The 15,773-nt window shown below is 65.8% G+C and carries 13 protein-coding genes; 12 read left to right on the top strand and 1 reads right to left on the bottom strand.

All coding sequences use genetic code 11. The features are described 5' to 3' along the window. The first annotated feature begins 174 nt into the window (after positions 1-174). Complete coding sequence (locus CFB47_RS40870) at positions 175-558, top strand: hypothetical protein (protein ID WP_143330905.1); 384 nt, start codon at positions 175-177, stop codon at positions 556-558. Between the two features lie 151 nt (positions 559-709). After that, entirely contained in the window at positions 710-1,969 is a 1,260-nt protein-coding gene (locus CFB47_RS33945) for a tetratricopeptide repeat protein (RefSeq protein ID WP_089463840.1), read from the top strand. Positions 1,970-2,084: 115 nt separating this feature from the next. Here the strand turns inward: CFB47_RS33945 and CFB47_RS33940 are convergent, their stop codons facing one another. Next, a complete protein-coding gene (locus CFB47_RS33940) occupies positions 2,085-2,999 on the bottom strand; it encodes a S9 family peptidase (protein ID WP_089463839.1) in 915 nt (304 codons plus the stop codon). 560 nt (positions 3,000-3,559) lie between these two features. On the opposite strand from CFB47_RS33940, the gene CFB47_RS33935 reads away from it, so the two are divergent. The 10 genes from CFB47_RS33935 (at position 3,560) to CFB47_RS33885 (ending at position 15,752) form a co-directional block, all read left to right on the top strand. After that, on the top strand, positions 3,560-4,699 hold the full coding sequence (locus CFB47_RS33935) for an ATP-binding protein (protein ID WP_089463838.1): 1,140 nt from the start codon (positions 3,560-3,562) through the stop codon (positions 4,697-4,699). A 454-nt stretch (positions 4,700-5,153) separates the two neighbouring features. Then, entirely contained in the window at positions 5,154-6,311 is a 1,158-nt protein-coding gene (locus tag CFB47_RS33925; RefSeq protein ID WP_089444015.1) for an efflux RND transporter periplasmic adaptor subunit, read from the top strand. A gap of 20 nt (positions 6,312-6,331) precedes the next feature. Then, the gene (locus CFB47_RS33920) at positions 6,332-9,475 is read left to right on the top strand and encodes a multidrug efflux RND transporter permease subunit (protein ID WP_089463836.1); all 3,144 of its coding nucleotides are present in this window, start codon (positions 6,332-6,334) and stop codon (positions 9,473-9,475) included. 4 nt (positions 9,476-9,479) lie between these two features. After that, positions 9,480-10,922 carry an efflux transporter outer membrane subunit gene (locus tag CFB47_RS33915; RefSeq protein ID WP_089464285.1) on the top strand — a complete coding sequence of 481 codons (1,443 nt, stop codon included), beginning with the start codon at positions 9,480-9,482 and terminating at the stop codon, positions 10,920-10,922. 108 nt (positions 10,923-11,030) lie between these two features. Beyond that, entirely contained in the window at positions 11,031-11,720 is a 690-nt protein-coding gene (locus CFB47_RS33910) for a response regulator (RefSeq protein ID WP_089463835.1), read from the top strand. After that, complete coding sequence (locus CFB47_RS33905; protein ID WP_143330904.1) at positions 11,721-11,984, top strand: hypothetical protein; 264 nt, start codon at positions 11,721-11,723, stop codon at positions 11,982-11,984. It begins immediately after the preceding gene. Positions 11,985-12,152: 168 nt separating this feature from the next. Next, positions 12,153-12,800, top strand: coding sequence for a paraquat-inducible protein A (locus CFB47_RS33900; RefSeq protein ID WP_089463833.1), 648 nt, complete (start codon positions 12,153-12,155; stop codon positions 12,798-12,800). Beyond that, entirely contained in the window at positions 12,797-13,444 is a 648-nt protein-coding gene (locus tag CFB47_RS33895; protein ID WP_089463832.1) for a paraquat-inducible protein A, read from the top strand. The genes CFB47_RS33900 and CFB47_RS33895 overlap by 4 nt, the downstream gene beginning before the upstream one ends. Further along, positions 13,441-15,111 (top strand): intermembrane transport protein PqiB, encoded by a 1,671-nt coding sequence (locus CFB47_RS33890; RefSeq protein ID WP_089463831.1) that lies wholly within the window; start codon positions 13,441-13,443, stop codon positions 15,109-15,111. Before CFB47_RS33895 ends, CFB47_RS33890 begins: the two co-directional genes overlap by 4 nt. Further along, positions 15,108-15,752 carry a membrane integrity-associated transporter subunit PqiC gene (locus CFB47_RS33885; RefSeq protein ID WP_089463830.1) on the top strand — a complete coding sequence of 215 codons (645 nt, stop codon included), beginning with the start codon at positions 15,108-15,110 and terminating at the stop codon, positions 15,750-15,752. The genes CFB47_RS33890 and CFB47_RS33885 overlap by 4 nt, the downstream gene beginning before the upstream one ends. Positions 15,753-15,773: the final 21 nt, after the last annotated feature.

Genomic DNA, 15,773 nt, shown 5'->3' with positions numbered 1-15,773 from the left:
GATTGGCGAGCAATTACCGTGCCGCGCGGGGTGGTCCAGGGGCCAGGTTGGGCGATGCCTTTCGGGCGTCGGGACTCTTATTCCGCGACATGTGTGCCGCGCCGGCGGGCGATTGCGGCCACGCGGAGCACGGCAAAGTCGACACCGGGGCTCATTGCGGTCGGATGCGCGGCGATGATGCTCGCCCCACTCGATCACGGCCATGAAAGACGCGAGAAACGCGCGTCGGGATACGCCGAGATAGCCGGCTCATTCGTTCCAGTCGCGCGTTTCATCGGCCAGCGTTTCGCCGACGCCAAAGAACGCAGCCTTGATTTTCATCGCGTGAATCAGGCTCCATCACGCGGATTATCGCCTTGGACGATTCCGAGATTCGTTGTCCGTGAATGCCCACTGGTCGCTTTCCACCACCCGCCCTTGGATTGCCGATCATCGATCTGCAACGCAGTGACGGCCGTCATTCTTTTGACTTTCATTAACAACGCCGCACGCGATCTCGGGATACTGTTTGCCCGTCGAGTGCGTCGCGGCGAAGCCGACCGGAACCAGAATTCATAGCCATCCGTGACCGAGAGTGGTTGATCGATATATCCGCCTCAGTCGCCGGCTAAACGGGTAATCTTTCTCGCGTCAGCGGTCGGAACAGATCCACCAGCAACACGTCCGTGCACTGCTTACACACTACACGCTCAAGAATACGAACCGACGCATGAACCGACCGCTCCTGTCCATTCTTCTGGCAACGTTGTTGACTTCCACCTTCGTAACCGGTGCATCGGCCAGTCCGTCCGCCGAGTTGACGATCCCCGACACCGTGCCGGCACCGTCGTCGGTCGATTCGACGAACGCACAACGGACATCCGTCACGCTCGCTCAACTTGGACGGGCCGCATTCAAGGATCGAAATTACCCGCTCGCCATCAACTATTACACCGCCGCCCTGGACGCCTACCCGCTTCTTGATGCGTTCCTGGGCCGAAACGTTGTATACAGCACGATTCACGAGCGAGAAAAATCCGCAGATGACGCAGTCGCCGCAGCAACAATCATAAAAAATACCGGCACCAGTTATAAATTTGCGACAGACCTCTATCATCTTGCCGGCCTGAATTACAAAATCTCGGAAAAATATGACAATGCGATAATCTCTTTTACAGAGGCGATTAAACTGGATCCATCAGATCCTGGAATCTATGAGTCCAGGGCGAGTGCCTACAAGCAAAAACTGGATTTCGAGCATGCCCTCGCAGATCTGGAAAAGGCGATGAGCCTCGACCCGAAGAGCGTTGAGATAAAGGATAGTTATGCGATGGCATTTGCGGACATGGGATTATACCAAGTTGCGATAGACAAGCTGAATGCGTCGCTCGCGGCGGACAACAGTTCGTCAACCACTTATATGAACCTCGGGCAAGTGTCCATGTCGATGGGGAAATATGACGACGCCCGCCGCTATCTGGAAAAATCGTTGCAACTTGATTCGCAAAACTGGGATGCCGTGCAAAACGACATCAAGTTGAATTTCTATACAAAACGCTACGCAACTGCATCAGGTGGTGTTGACAGATGGCTGGAGAACAACAGGGATTCAAGCAGTTCTCAATCCGTGGAATACATGCTCATCTGGAAGCATCTGATATCGCAACGACAGAAAATAGACGACCGGGAAAGCCTGGAAAGCGAAACATCGAAATTGCAGGATCAGACTGCCTGGCCCCGTCCGATCATTGATTTTTTCCTCTCGAAAATAAGCGCAGCCCAACTCAGGCAAGCGACGGCCAATGGCAACGCGGATTCACTCAAAATACGCCAATGTGAAGCCGAAACATATATTGGTGAGATGAATCTGGCAAGCGGTAAAACAGATGACGCAGCGAAAAATTTCGAAACTGCCGTCGCGCTGTGCCCGACATCCTGGGAAGAATACGAATTGTCCAGCTTCGAACTGAAATCGATCAACGCCAATTGATCGATACGAGTAGCCCGTTATCGGGAAAGTCGGGGGCTCGTACGGATCGGCAACGAGCGTTGCAAAAGGCCGTTGGTGCCCCTTCGGCCCGATCCGTCCCCCTCGGATCAGCCCCCTACTTCACCACCACCAACGGCCCCACAAACGCCTCAAAGTGCGGCAACCAGATCGGAATCGCCTCCGTGACCGCAAACATCCCGTGCCCGTTCTTGCCAAACGGCGGTTCAACAATCATCTGCCCGCGCCCACCCGCCCCCTGAAACGCGGCGAACCAGGTCGCCACCACCTCCGGCGCGAAATACTTGTCGTTCTGCACGTAATGCCACAGCACCGGCATCCGCGTCGTACTCGCGAAATGCCCGATCGTGTCGGCCATCTGCTTCGGATCGCACGGCATGCCGGGATGAGTCGTCGGGTTCCCGCCCCGCCCGCCCGAGAAGTTCACCACCGCGACCACCCCCTGCGGCGCGTAGCTCGCCGCCGCCAGCGAAGCAAACCCACCCGCCGATTGCCCGACCAGCACGACGCGGTTTCGATCCACCTGCGGCAACGTCTGCGCATACCGCACGGCCGCGAGCACATCGCGCGCGGCCTGCTGCCCCGCAGCAAGATAATCGGGATGCCGGCACGAACCCGCATCCTCTTCATCAACCCCGCCCGTCGCTCCATACCCGCGGCGGATCGGCACGATGACCGCGAAGCCGAGCTTCACGAACGTCCGAATCTGCGGCAACGCGCGATAGCGGCGCACCTTCGGCCGGTCGCGCGGATCGGGCGGGCTGCCGTGGCTCAGCACGATCAGCGGGAAGGGGCCGGGGCCATCCGGCATGTACGTGGTGGCGACGATGTCCCGCGTGCTCGCCCCCTCATCGACCGGCACCTTGACGACGGTTTCATGCAGATCCGGCGCGATGGACGTGTCGTCGGCCGCCGTCGCCGCACAGCCGACGACGGAAGCGATCAACGCGCCCGAGATGAGCACCCGGCACAAGCGGATGGCGATCCGGTTTCGACGAACGACGATGCTCATGGGTGATCTCTCCACGAATCCGCTGCCGACGGCCCACGCTGCCGCGATGCCTACGGCGAAGGCGTCAGTGTATCCGGGCGGCGAAGGTGCATGTTGCGGCGGCGTCAGTCACGGGCGGATAGACCGGCGCCGCAACTTCAAGCCGAACATCACCATCCCCAACAGCAGCGTGAAAACGACGATCTCGCCGCGCGCGTTACAACGCACACCGAATCATCGTGTCATCCGACGGCCAATTGCGTGCGGTAATATTGCGACTCGATGAAGTAAATAGCAGAATCCCAAGCGGACACCATGATTGAAGAACGCATACCGTCCCGCACACATCGCGCTGTTTGGCCGCTGTCTCTGTCGGTCGGGAACGATCCCGTCGATACAAACGCGGCCTTTTCCGGTCTAAAGCGACATCGCCCCTCCGGCACACCTGCCGCGGGAGCCCTCGACGCACCGAGGCATACCGCCCACCCGCCCCGATTCCCCCTCTCCCCTGACACCACGGCCATCACGCTGCACAACCTTCCCGTCGTGAATCGACGCAACGCCACGCTTGGGAGCACGAAATGAAACTCAGTGGGCTGGGCCGCAAGATTGCGGTGTCGATGGCGGAGCTGGCGCTCGGCATCATGCTGATCGTCGTGCTGATGACCTATGTGTTCTACTACGTGATGCTCCGGCACTGGGGCGAGTTCTGCCACCAGGCAAGCTGGATTCCGTCCACCCCCGAGTGGATATGCCTGGGCATCACGCTCCTGATCGGCCTGATACTCGCCGTTGTCGTGTCGACCCGGCTCGCGCATCGGATCCTCGTGCCGCTCAACTCGGTCGCGGACAGCATTCGCCGCGTCGCCAGAGGCGACCTGACCGCGCGCGCCGTCGCCGGCGATCGATCGATTCGCGAAGCCGCGCTGATCGCGGACGACTTCAACGCGCTCGCCGCCCAGCTGCAGCGCATGACGGACGAGCAAGCATTCTGGAACGCCGCGATCGCGCACGAACTGCGTACGCCTGTCACGGTCCTGCGCGGGCGGTTGCAGGGGCTGGCCGAAGGCGTCTTCCAGCCGGGCGAGGCGCTGTTCCGAAGCCTGTTGACCCAGGCGGAAGGATTGACGCGCCTGATCGAGGATCTCCGCGTGATCAGCCTCGCCGAAAGCGGGCATCTGAGCGTCAGTATCCAGGAGACCGACCTGGCGACGCACGTCAAGGCGGTCGTCGAGATGTTCGAGGATTCGCTGGCCGCGGCCGGTCAGCACATGGTGCTCGATCTCGATACGCGGCCCGTGCGCTGCGACGCTTTCCGGATGCGCCAGGCGCTGCTCGCGCTACTGGAGAATGCACGGCGCTACGCGGTGCCCGGTGCGATCCGCATTCACACACGGGTCGAAAACGGGACGTGCCAGCTGGTGGTCGAAGACGAAGGCCCGGGCATCCCCGCCGATTGCGCAGCCCGGATCTTCGATGCCTTCCGGCGCGTGGACGATACGCATTCCGACCAGAAGGGCGGCAGCGGCCTGGGGCTGGCCGTGGTGGCGGCCATTGCGCAGGCGCACGACGGAGAGGCATCGTGTCGCCCAACCGCGCGCGGCGGCACGTCGTTCGCGTTGCGCTGGCCCGACAGCCCCGCATCGGCGCGCACGGCCGCGCCGAGCCGGAACGACCTGCAGTCCACGACGCAGCGCACTGTCGACACAGACCCGCGTTAGGCCTCTCGGCGAGCGGTAGACGCGCCCTGTCCGCCGGGCCGCGCACCGCCGCCGCGCCTCCTCGCCCCCCGGCCGCTCCGGCAGCGGAACGGGAGGCGCGCCGGCCCTGATCCATCCCGCGCCGCCGCCCACCAAAGCGAACCGCGCAATCGCATCCCCCGGGCGCCGGCCCGGGCATGCCGATGGCACACACAGCCACCGGCATTTCAGCAGACGATTGCGTCATTCCGGGATACCCGCGCCACCCACACCGCTTCCAGATAGCGCCAAGCCCCCCCGGCGCCCATCATCATCCGGCCCGGCCCGGCCCGCCCCGCCTGCCGATCGCCCTCCCGCCACTCTCTCACGCCCTCCATCAAACCTCCATCTTTCCGCACAAAAAACTCCATCGGGCGCACGCACACTTCGCTCCGAAAATGCGGGCCACTGGATGCCTGCGTCACATGGAGTCCACATGAAAAATCAGAAACGAGCCTGCTACGGTGCCGTGTGCGCGCTGGTGGCGGCGATGCTGGCGGGCTGCGGGCCCACCGAACAGCAGGCGGCCGCGCCGGCCACCCCGGTTGCGGCGATGACGCTGGCGGCCGCGCCCCTCGACCTGACCGAAGACCTGCCGGGCCGCGTCGCGGCCGTCCGGATCGCCGAGATCCGGCCGCAGGTCAGCGGCATCGTGCAGCGGCGGCTGTTCGAGCAGGGCACGGAAGTCCGTGCCGGCCAGCCGCTGTTCCAGATCAACCCGGCGCCGTTCAAGGCCGACATGGACACGGCCGCAGCCGCCCTGCAACGCGCGGAAGCCGCGCTCGCGCGGGCAAAGGTGCAGACCACCCGCCTCAAGCCGCTGGTCGAGGCCGACGCGATCAGCCGTCAGGTGTACGACGACTCGGTGTCGCAGCGCGACCAGGCGGCCGCCGACGTCGCGCAGGCGCGCGCGACGCTCGCCCGCCGCCAGCTCGACCTGAAGTTCGCGACCGTCGAAGCGCCGATCACGGGCCGCATCGACCAGGCCCTCGTGACCGAGGGTGCGCTGGTCGCGAGCAGCGACAGCCAGCCGATGGCACGCATCCAGCAGATCGACCAGGTCTACGTGGACGTGCGTCAGCCGGCCGCATCGCTCGAAGCGCTGCGCGGCGCGCTCGCGGCCCAGCCGGACACCGCGGGCAACGGCCTGCCGGTCGACGTGCTGCGCGACGACGACTCGCGCTACGACGTGAAGGGCCGCATGCTGTTCTCGGGCGTCAACGTCGACCCGGGCACCGGCGACGTGCTGCTGCGCGTGCTGGTCGACAACCCGAAGCGCGAGCTGCTGCCGGGCATGTACGTGCGTGCCCGCATCCCGCGTGGGCACTTCGAGAACGCGCTGACCGTGCCGCAACAGGCGATCGTCCGTGCGGGCGGCAAGCCGCAGGTCTGGGTGCTCGACGCGAAGAGCCAGGCGCACCTGAAGGCCGTCGAGGTGGGCGAGCTGACGAACCGCAGCTACCGCATCAAGTCGGGGCTGCAGGCGGGCCAGAAGATCGTCGTCGAAGGCATGGAGCGCCTGAGCGACGGCGCGCCCGTGACAGCGACCGCCTGGAAGGCGCCTGAAGCGGTCAAGACCGCTTCGTCGCACTGAGTCACGGGGAGCATCCAGTCATGTCCCAATTCTTCATCCGGCGCCCGGTCTTCGCGTGGGTGATCGCCCTCTTCATCATCCTGCTGGGCCTGATCGCCATCCCCGAACTGCCGGTTGCGCGCTATCCGTCGGTCGCGCCGCCGACCGTCACCATTACCGCCACCTACCCGGGCGCCACGCCGCAGACGATGACCGACAGCGTGCTGAGCCTCATCGAGCGCGAGCTGTCCGGCGTCCGCAACCTGCTGTACTTCGAATCGGCGTCGGATACGTCCGGCCAGGCGAAGATCACCGCGACCTTCAAGCCCGGCACCGATTCGGCGATGGCGCAGGTCGAGGTGCAGAACAAGCTCAAGTCGGTCGAGCCGCGCCTGCCGCCCGTCGTGCGGCAAAACGGCGTGATCGTCGAGTCCGCCTCCACCGGCTTCCTGTTGTTCGTCGGCCTGAAGTCGGACAGCGGCCGCTATGACGAAAACGCGCTGGCCGACTACATGGCGCGCAACGTCGTCGAGGACCTGCGCCGTGTCGAAGGCGTCGGCAAGGTGCAGCTGTTCGGCTCCGAACAGGCGATGCGCATCTGGGTCGATCCGCAGAAGCTGATCACCTACGGCCTGTCGATGAACGACCTGACGACGGCCGTCGCGCAGCAGAACGTGCAGATCGCCCCGGGCAGCCTCGGTGCGGCGCCCGCGCTGCCGGGCCAGCGCGTGACGGTACCGCTCACCGCGCAAGGCCAGCTCACGTCGCCCGAGCAGTTCGCGAAGATCGTGCTGCGCGCGAACGCGAACGGCTCGAAGGTCGTGCTCGGCGACGTCGCGCGGGTCGAGCTCGGCCCGCAGTCGTTCACCTTCGTCAACAGCGAGAACGGCAAACCCGCGACCTTCGCCGGCGTGCAGCTGGCACCGGGCGCCAACGCGGTGAAGACCGCCGAGGCCGTGCGCGAGCAACTGGACATGATCGCCAAGACGATGCCGTCCGGCATGACCTACTCGATCCCGTTCGATACCGCGCCGTTCGTGAAGATCTCGATCGAGAAGGTGATTCACACGCTGATCGAAGCGATGGTGCTCGTGTTCCTGGTGATGTACCTGTTCCTGCAGAACGTGCGCTACACGCTGATCCCGGCGATCGTCGCGCCGGTGGCGATGCTCGGCACCTTCACGGTCATGCTGATGACGGGCTTCTCGATCAACGTGCTGACGATGTTCGGCATGGTGCTCGCGATCGGCATCATCGTCGACGATGCGATCGTCGTCGTGGAAAACGTCGAACGCCTGATGGTGGAAGAAGGCCTGTCGCCGAAGGACGCGACGATCAAGGCCATGAAGGAAATCACCGGCGCGATCATCGGCATCACGCTGGTGCTGACGGCCGTGTTCCTGCCGATGGCGATGTCGAGCGGTTCGGTCGGCGTGATCTATCAGCAGTTCACGATGTCGATGGCCGTGTCGATCATGTTCTCGGCCCTGCTCGCGCTGACGCTGACGCCGGCCCTGTGCGCGACGATGCTCAAGCCGGTCGAGCATGGCCACCACGAGAAGCGCGGCTTCTTCGGCTGGTTCAACCGCCGCTTCGACCGCATGACGAGCTGGTACGAAACGCGCGTCGGCAAGCTGGTCGGCCGCACGGGCCGCGTGATGCTGCTGTTCGTCGCAATTTCCACCGCGCTGGTGTTCGGCTTCCGCATGCTGCCGTCGTCGTTCCTGCCCGAGGAAGATCAGGGCTATTTCATGACCGGCTTCCTGCTCCCGTCGGATTCGACCGTCGAGCGCACGGGCGACGTGGTCAAGACCCTCGAGAAGCATCTCGCGTCGCGTCCGGGCATCGAGTCGAGCATCTCCATCATCGGCTACGGCTTCTCCGGCCTCGGCTCCAACGCGGCGCTGAACTACGCGGTGCTCAAGGACTGGGACAAGCGCGACGGGGCAAACGCGATGGACGAAGCGATGCGCGCGCAGGCCGCGATGGGCGGCGTGACGGAAGGCACGGTCATGAGCCTGTTGCCGCCCGCGATCGACGGGCTGGGCACCAGCTCGGGCTTCACGATGCGCCTGCAGGATCGCGCGAACCAGGGCTACGCGGCACTCAAGGCGGCTGAAGCCAAGCTGCTCGAACTGGCCGCGCAAAGCAAGGTGGTGACCGGCGTCTATCCGGACAGCCTGCCGGCCGGCACGAGCGTGAAGCTGGACATCGACCGCGACAAGGCCGAAGCGCTCGGCGTGTCGTTCACGACCATCAGCGACACGCTGTCGGCCGCGATGGGTTCGACCTACGTGAACGACTTCCCGAACGCGGGCCGCATGCAGCAGGTGATCATCCAGGCGGATGCCCCGGCACGCATGCAGATCGAGAACGTGATGAAGCTCTACGTGCGCAACGCGACCGGCGGCATGGTGCCGCTGTCCGAAGTAGTGCGTCCGGTCTGGTCGGAAACCCCACTGCAGCTGGTGCGCTTCCAGGGTTACCCGTCCGCACGGATTTCCGGCGGCTCGGCCCCCGGCTACTCCAGCGGCGCGGCCATGGCCGAGATGGAGCATCTGGCCGCGCAGTTGCCGCCCGGCTTCACGGTCGCGTGGACCGGCCAGTCGCTGCAGGAGCGTGAGTCGGCTTCGCAGGCGCCGATGCTGATGGCGCTGTCGATGGTCGTCGTGTTCCTGGTGCTCGCGGCGCTCTACGAGAGCTGGGCGATTCCGCTGTCGGTGATGCTGGTGGTGCCGCTCGGCCTGATCGGCGCGCTCGCCGCGGTGATGTTGCGCGGGATGCCGAACGACGTGTTCTTCAAGGTCGGGATGATCACCGTGATCGGCCTGTCGGCGAAGAACGCGATCCTGATCGTGGAAGTCGCGAAGCAGTTGCGCGAGGAAGGCATGGGGCTGATCGAGTCGGCCGTGCAGGCATCCAAGCTGCGGCTGCGCCCGATCCTGATGACCTCGCTCGCGTTCGGCCTCGGCGTCGTCCCGTTGATGATCGCGACCGGCGCCAGCGCCGAGACGCAGCACGCGATCGGCACCGGCGTGTTCGGCGGCATGGTGACCGCCACCGTGCTGGCCATTTTCTTCGTTCCGGTTTTCTACGTGTTCGTGATGAGCATCCAGGAACGCCTCTCGGCATGGCGCGCTTCCGGCAAGAAGCCCGCCGCCGTGACCCACGAACATGAAGGTTGATGCCATGCGATTACTCATTCTTTCCGCAGCGGTTTCCGCCACGCTCGCGCTGTCGGCGTGCTCGATGGCGCCGAAGCTGGTCAAGCCCGAGCTGCCGGTGCCGACCGCCTATACGACCGCGGTCGCGGCCGACCAGCACGCGAACGCCGCCGATCTCGGCTGGCGCTCGATGTTCGGCGACCGTCGCCTGCAGCGCCTGATCGAGCTCGCGCTCGAGAACAACCGCGACCTGCGCCTGGCCGCGCTGAACGTCCAGGCGGCCGAAGCGCAGTACGGCATCCAGCGTTCCGCGCGCCTGCCGTCGATCGGCGCCGGCGCGAGCTTCACGCGCCAGCGCACGGCCGCCGACTCGCAGTCGAACCCGCCGCTGCTCGAGAACACGCAGAACCAGTACGGCGTGAACATCGGTCTCAGCGCGTTCGAGATCGACCTGTTCGGCCGCGTGAAGTCGCTGTCCGATGCCGCGTTCGCACGCTACCTCGCGACCGATCACGGCCGCCGGGCGGTGCAGATCGCGCTCGTCGGCTCCGTGGCCAACGCGTATTTCGCCGAGCGTCTCGCGCAAGAGCAGCGCGCGCTGTCCGAACGCACGCTGAACGACTGGCGCCAGTCGCTCGACCTCGCGCGGCGCCTCAAGCTCGCCGACCAGGCGAGCGGCGTCGACATCGCGCAGGCCGAAGGCCAGGTCGCGAGCGCCAGCGCCGATCTCGAGGCGCGTTCGCGCGCCGTCGAGCAGGCGCGCAACGCGCTGCGGCTGCTGGTCGGCACCGACCTGCCGAAGGACCTGCCCGATCCGCTGTCGCTGGAGCGCCAGCCGGTGATGACCAAACTGCCGGCCGGACTGCCGTCGGAACTGCTGTATCGCCGGCCGGACATCCAGCAGGCCGAGCAGAATCTCGTCGCCGCCAACGCCGACATCGGCGCGGCGCGCGCGGCATTCTTCCCGCGCCTGTCGCTTACGTCGTCGATCGGCTTCCTCAGCCCGGGGCTCGGCAGCCTGTTCGACGGCGGACAGCGCGTGTGGAGTTTCGCGCCGCAGGTCACGCTGCCGATCTTCCAGGGCGGCCGGCTGCGTTCCGAGCTGAATCTCGCGGAAGTGCGCAAGTCCAGCGCGGTCGTCGAGTACGAACGCTCGATCCAGACCGCGTTCCGCGAAGTGGCCGACGGCCTCGCCGGGCGCGAGACCTTCAGCCGCCAGATCGACGCGCAGACCAAGGTCGTCAGGAGCGCCGAGCGCCGGACCGATCTCGTGAACCTGCGCTATCGCGCCGGCATCGAGGACCGGCTGGAACTGCTCGACTCGCAGCGCCAGCTGTATGCCGCGCGCCAGACGTTGCTGGATCTGCGCAACGCCGAACTGGGCAACGCGGTCGCGCTCTACAAGGCGCTCGGTGGCGGGCTGACCGACACCGACGTGCCTCCCGCCAACAGCGTGGCAAAAAACTGAGCAATGGGCCGTCGCCCATCCGTTCGCGACGACTGAAAGCACGGTGAAGTCCGGCGGCGCACGTGCCGCGCCGCCGGATCGCCAACACGCTCACTTCCAGTGAACCCGATGAACCCTCTGATACTCATTGCCGAAGACGATCCGGAGATCGCCGACATACTCGACGCGTACCTCGCCCACGACGGCTTTCGCACCTACCGCGTCGATCACGGCCAGGCGGTGCTCGACGTGGAGCCGGTCCTGAAGCCCGACCTGATCCTGCTCGACGTCAGGATGCCGAAGAAGGACGGCTGGGAAGTCCTGGTCGAACTGCGCCGCCGCAGCGACACGCCGATCGTCATCATCACGGCGCTCGACCGCGAGATCGATCGCTTGCAGGGGCTGCGTTTCGGCGCGGACGACTACATCACGAAGCCGTTCAACCCGGCCGAGGTGGTCGCGCGCATCCGCGCGATCCTGCGTCGTTTCGAAACGGCCACGTCCGGGCGCTTCATCAAGGTCGGCAACCTTGAAATCGACACGCAAAGCTATCTGACCACGGTCCGCACCGACACCGGAGCAACCGGCGTCTCGCTGACGCTGACCGAATTCCGGCTGCTCGCGCACCTGGCCGGCTCGCCGAACCGCGTGTTCACGCGCAGCGAACTGATCGACGCATGCCTCGCCGACGTCGATGCGCTGGAGCGCACCGTCGACAGCCACATCAGCCGGCTGCGCAAGAAGCTCGAATGCGCGGGCGCGTCCGGGATGCCGGAGGTGATGCGCGGGGTCGGCTACCGGCTGCGCAGCACCCAGTGAATGCGCGTCATGGATCGCGGCGGCACAAGGCACATGGCGCGGATCGTCGGTCTCCTGACGATCTCAGTCGTGCTGACGATCGCGACCGGATGGTTCGTCGCCTACGGCCTGTTCGTGGCCGTGTCGTCTTCCGCGACCGACAACCCGATCGTGGTGGTGATCCGTGAGACGCCGAGCTATCTGATGCTGGCAGCCGTCTTGCTGGCCGCGCTGGTCGCGACGATCGTCGATCTCGTCAGACTGGCGCGCAGAACGGGCTCATAGCAACAGGCCGACGCGCATTGCACGCTCGAGGCCACGCTGTGATTCCCTTTTTTTTGCGATGAAAACGCAGCGCCTTCAAGCCCGCTCCGCCTCCATCATTTCTCCATCAAACCGCACCAAAGCGTCCATCGACGCGAAGCACACTGCGAAGCCCATCACCGAGACCGCATGCGCGAGCAACACGAACCCATGGACACGTTTCCGGCCCTGATCGCCTGCGAGCATTGCGACAGCGTCTACCGACGCCGCGCGCTGGCGCCGCACGAGGTCGCGCGGTGCGAGCGCTGTTCGGCCGTGCTGTTTCGTTCGAGCTGGCTCGATATCGACCGGTGGCTCGCGCTGGCGATCGCGGCAGGCGTGGTGTTTGCCATCGCCAACCTGTGCCCGATCATGCGAATCAGCGTGCAGGGGCTGCATAGCGAGGCCACGCTGTGGCAATCCGCGCTCGCGCTGGCCAAAGGCTACGCCGCACCGATCGCGATTCCGACGGCGCTCGCCATCGTGGTGGTGCCGTTCCTGCAGATCGCCACGCTGATCTGGTTGCTGGCGTTTGCCCGCGCCGGGCATCGCGCGCCCGCGTTCGGCCCGCTGATGCGGCTGCTCGTCGCGCTGCGGCCGTGGAGCATGATCGAGGTCGGATTGCTCGGCATCCTGATCGCCATCATCAAGCTGTCCAGCATCATGCAGATCATTCCCGGCGCGGGCTTGTGGGCCACGGCCGTGCTGATGGTGCTGATCCCGCTGATCGCGGGCCACGATGCGCGCCAGCTGTGGGATTGGGTCGTGCCGGTGGAACCCGCCGGAGGCCGCCCGTGAGCCTGCCCGTGCGCGCCAGTCAGCTGGGCATGGTCGGGTGCCATGCGTGCGGCCTCGTCTGCCGCCCCCCCGCCTGCGCCGCGCAGGATGCGCACGCGCATGGCGCCGAAGCGGCACGCTGCCCGCGCTGCGGGTCGGCGCTGCACACGCGTCGCCCGGACAGCCTCGTGCGCGCGTGGGCGCTGCTGATCGCCGGGCTGATCTTCTATCTGCCGGCCAACCTGTTGCCGGTGATGCGCACCACGCTGCTCGGCAGCCACAGCGAATCGACGATTCTCAGCGGCGTCGTGGTGTTCTGGAAAGCCGGCTCGTACGGCATCGCGTCGGTGATCTTCATCGCGAGCGTCGTCGTGCCATGCACGAAGTTTCTCGCGCTCGGCGCGTTGCTCGTCACGACGGGCCGGCGCAGCGTGTCGGCCATGCGCGAGCGGGCGGTGCTGTATCGCGCGGTCGAGCTGGTCGGCTACTGGTCGATGCTCGACGTGCTGGTCGTCGCGATCATCTGTGCGCTGGTGAAGTTCGGTCCGCTGTCCGAGATCGAGCCGCGCGCCGGCATTTTGTTTTTCGGCATGGTCGTCATTCTCACGATGCTGTCTGCGATGAGTTTTGACCCACGCCTCATTTGGGACGCCGAAGAAGCATGAATCCTCCATCCGGCCCGCAAGGCCTCGAACCCCACGACCCGCCCGTGACGCGCAACCGCCTGCGGCTGTCGCTCGTCTGGCTCGTGCCGCTCGTCGCGGCATTGATCGGCGTGTCGATGGTGATCCACGCGTGGTTTTCCGTCGGACCGGAAATCACGATCACGTTCAACACCGCGCAAGGCCTCGAAGCCGGCAAGACGCCCGTCAAGTACAAGGACGTCGTGATCGGCACCGTCACCGCCATCTCGCTGAGCGACGACAGTTCGCACGTCGTCGCGACGGTCTCGTTCGTGAAGAATGCGCGCAACCTCATTCGCGACGACACGCGCTTCTGGGTCGTGCGCCCGCGCGTCGGCATGGGCGGCGTATCGGGCATCGACACGCTGTTCTCCGGCGCCTATATCGGCATGGACACGGGCGGCTCGACGCAATCGCGCAAGGCCTACACCGGGCTCGAGACGCCGCCCACCGTCATCAACGGCATGCCGGGGACGAGCTTCGCGCTGCGCGCCACCGATCTCGGCTCGCTCGATATCGGTTCGCCGGTCTATTACCGCCACCTGATGGTCGGGCACGTCGCGTCGTACAAGCTCGACATGCAGCGCCGCGACATGAACCTGCAGGTGTTCATCGATGCGCCGTATGATCGGCTGGTGACGACCGATACGCGCTTCTGGAACGCGAGCGGGATGGATCTGTCGCTCGACGCGAACGGCCTGAAGCTGAAGACCCAGTCGGTCGCGACGATCGTGGGCGGCGGCATCGCGTTCGCGACGCCGGAAGACAGCGATGCGGCGGCGGCCCGTGCAAATCACCTGTTTACGCTCGCCGACAACGAAGCGTCCGCGATGGCGGCCCCGGACGGTCCATCCCAACTCATTCGACTCCGTTTCGAGCAACCGTTGCGCGGGCTCGCGGTCGGCGCGCCGGTGGAATTCTCCGGCATCAACATGGGCAAGGTGGTCTCGACCCAGCTCGACTTCGACCGTGGCACCCGGCGCTTCCAGTCCATCGTCATGGTCAAGGTCTATCCGTACCGGCTCGGCCCCGTCATCGAGAAGCTGCAGAAGACCGAAGGCAACGGCAATCCGCGCGCGGCCCAGTTTCTCGCGGGCCTGGTCGAGCACGGGCTCCGTGCGCAGGCGCGTACCGGCAACCTGCTGACGGAGCAGCTCTACATCTCGTTCGATTTCGTGAAGAACGCGCCGAAGGTGCCGTTCGATGCGAATGCCACGCCGCTGACCTTGCCCACCGTGCCGAGTACGTTCGACAAGCTGCCGGAGCAGCTCGCCGACATCGTCGACAAGATCAACAAGCTGCCGCTGGCGTCGATCGGCAAGCATGTCGATTCGAGCCTGACGAACCTGGACGCGACGCTCAGGCAGGTCAACGGCCAGTTGCTGCCGTCGACGACGCGCGCGCTCGACCAGGCGAACCAGACGTTCGGCGCGTTGCGCCAGGGCATCGCCGAGGACGGCCCGCTTCAGGAAAACCTCACGAACACGCTGACCGAAGTCCAGCGTACCGCGCGCTCGTTGCGCACGCTCACCGACATGCTGGGCCGCCGTCCCGACGCGCTGCTCCGGGGCACCGGCGCCGATCACGCGCCGCTCGCGCCGCTCGCCCCTTCCACCTCGCCTGTCCAGCAGGAGCCACGACAACCATGAGCTTCCCGATTCGCGCCAGGACGATCGCCCTGGGCGCCGGCGCCGTCATCGCGCTGACCGCCTGCGCGTCGAACCCGGTGCATTACTACACGCTGGTATCGCCGGCCACGTCCACCTCCACGACGTCGACCACCGCGCGCGCCGCCGCGCCGCTGGCGATCAACGTGTTGCCGGTCGGCATCCCCGCCCAGCTCGACCAGCAGCAGATGGTCGTGCGCAGCGGGACCGGCGCCGCGCGGATACTCGACAACGAACGCTGGGTCGCGCCGCTCGGCGACGAGCTGCGCGCGGCGCTTTCGTCGGCGCTCGTCGAGCAGCTGGGCGCGCGCAACGTCACCGGCCTGCCGCGCCCGTCGAACCAGACCGTCATGAGCATCCGCACGCAGGTGCGGCGCTTCGATGCGTGGCCCGGCAGCATGGCCCAGTTCGAAGCGGATTGGGTCGTCGGCGTGCAGCAGGACACGCCGGGCACCCCGGGCACGCGCATTTCGTGCAGCACGCGGCTCAACGAAGCGGCACCCGGCGGCTACGCGGACATGGTGCGGGTGCAACAGCGCATGATCGAGCAGTTCGCCACGCGGATCGCGAGCACGGTGCGCAGCTTCGGCAACGGGCGCCCTGCCTGCCCCGCCGATTCGTAAACCGTCCCGCCCAGGGGAGTC

It is taken from the genome of Burkholderia sp. AU27893, from assembly GCF_002223205.1.
In the GTDB taxonomy this organism is placed as follows: Bacteria; Pseudomonadota; Gammaproteobacteria; order Burkholderiales; family Burkholderiaceae; genus Burkholderia.
This window is presented reverse-complemented; position numbering and strand designations above follow the sequence as displayed.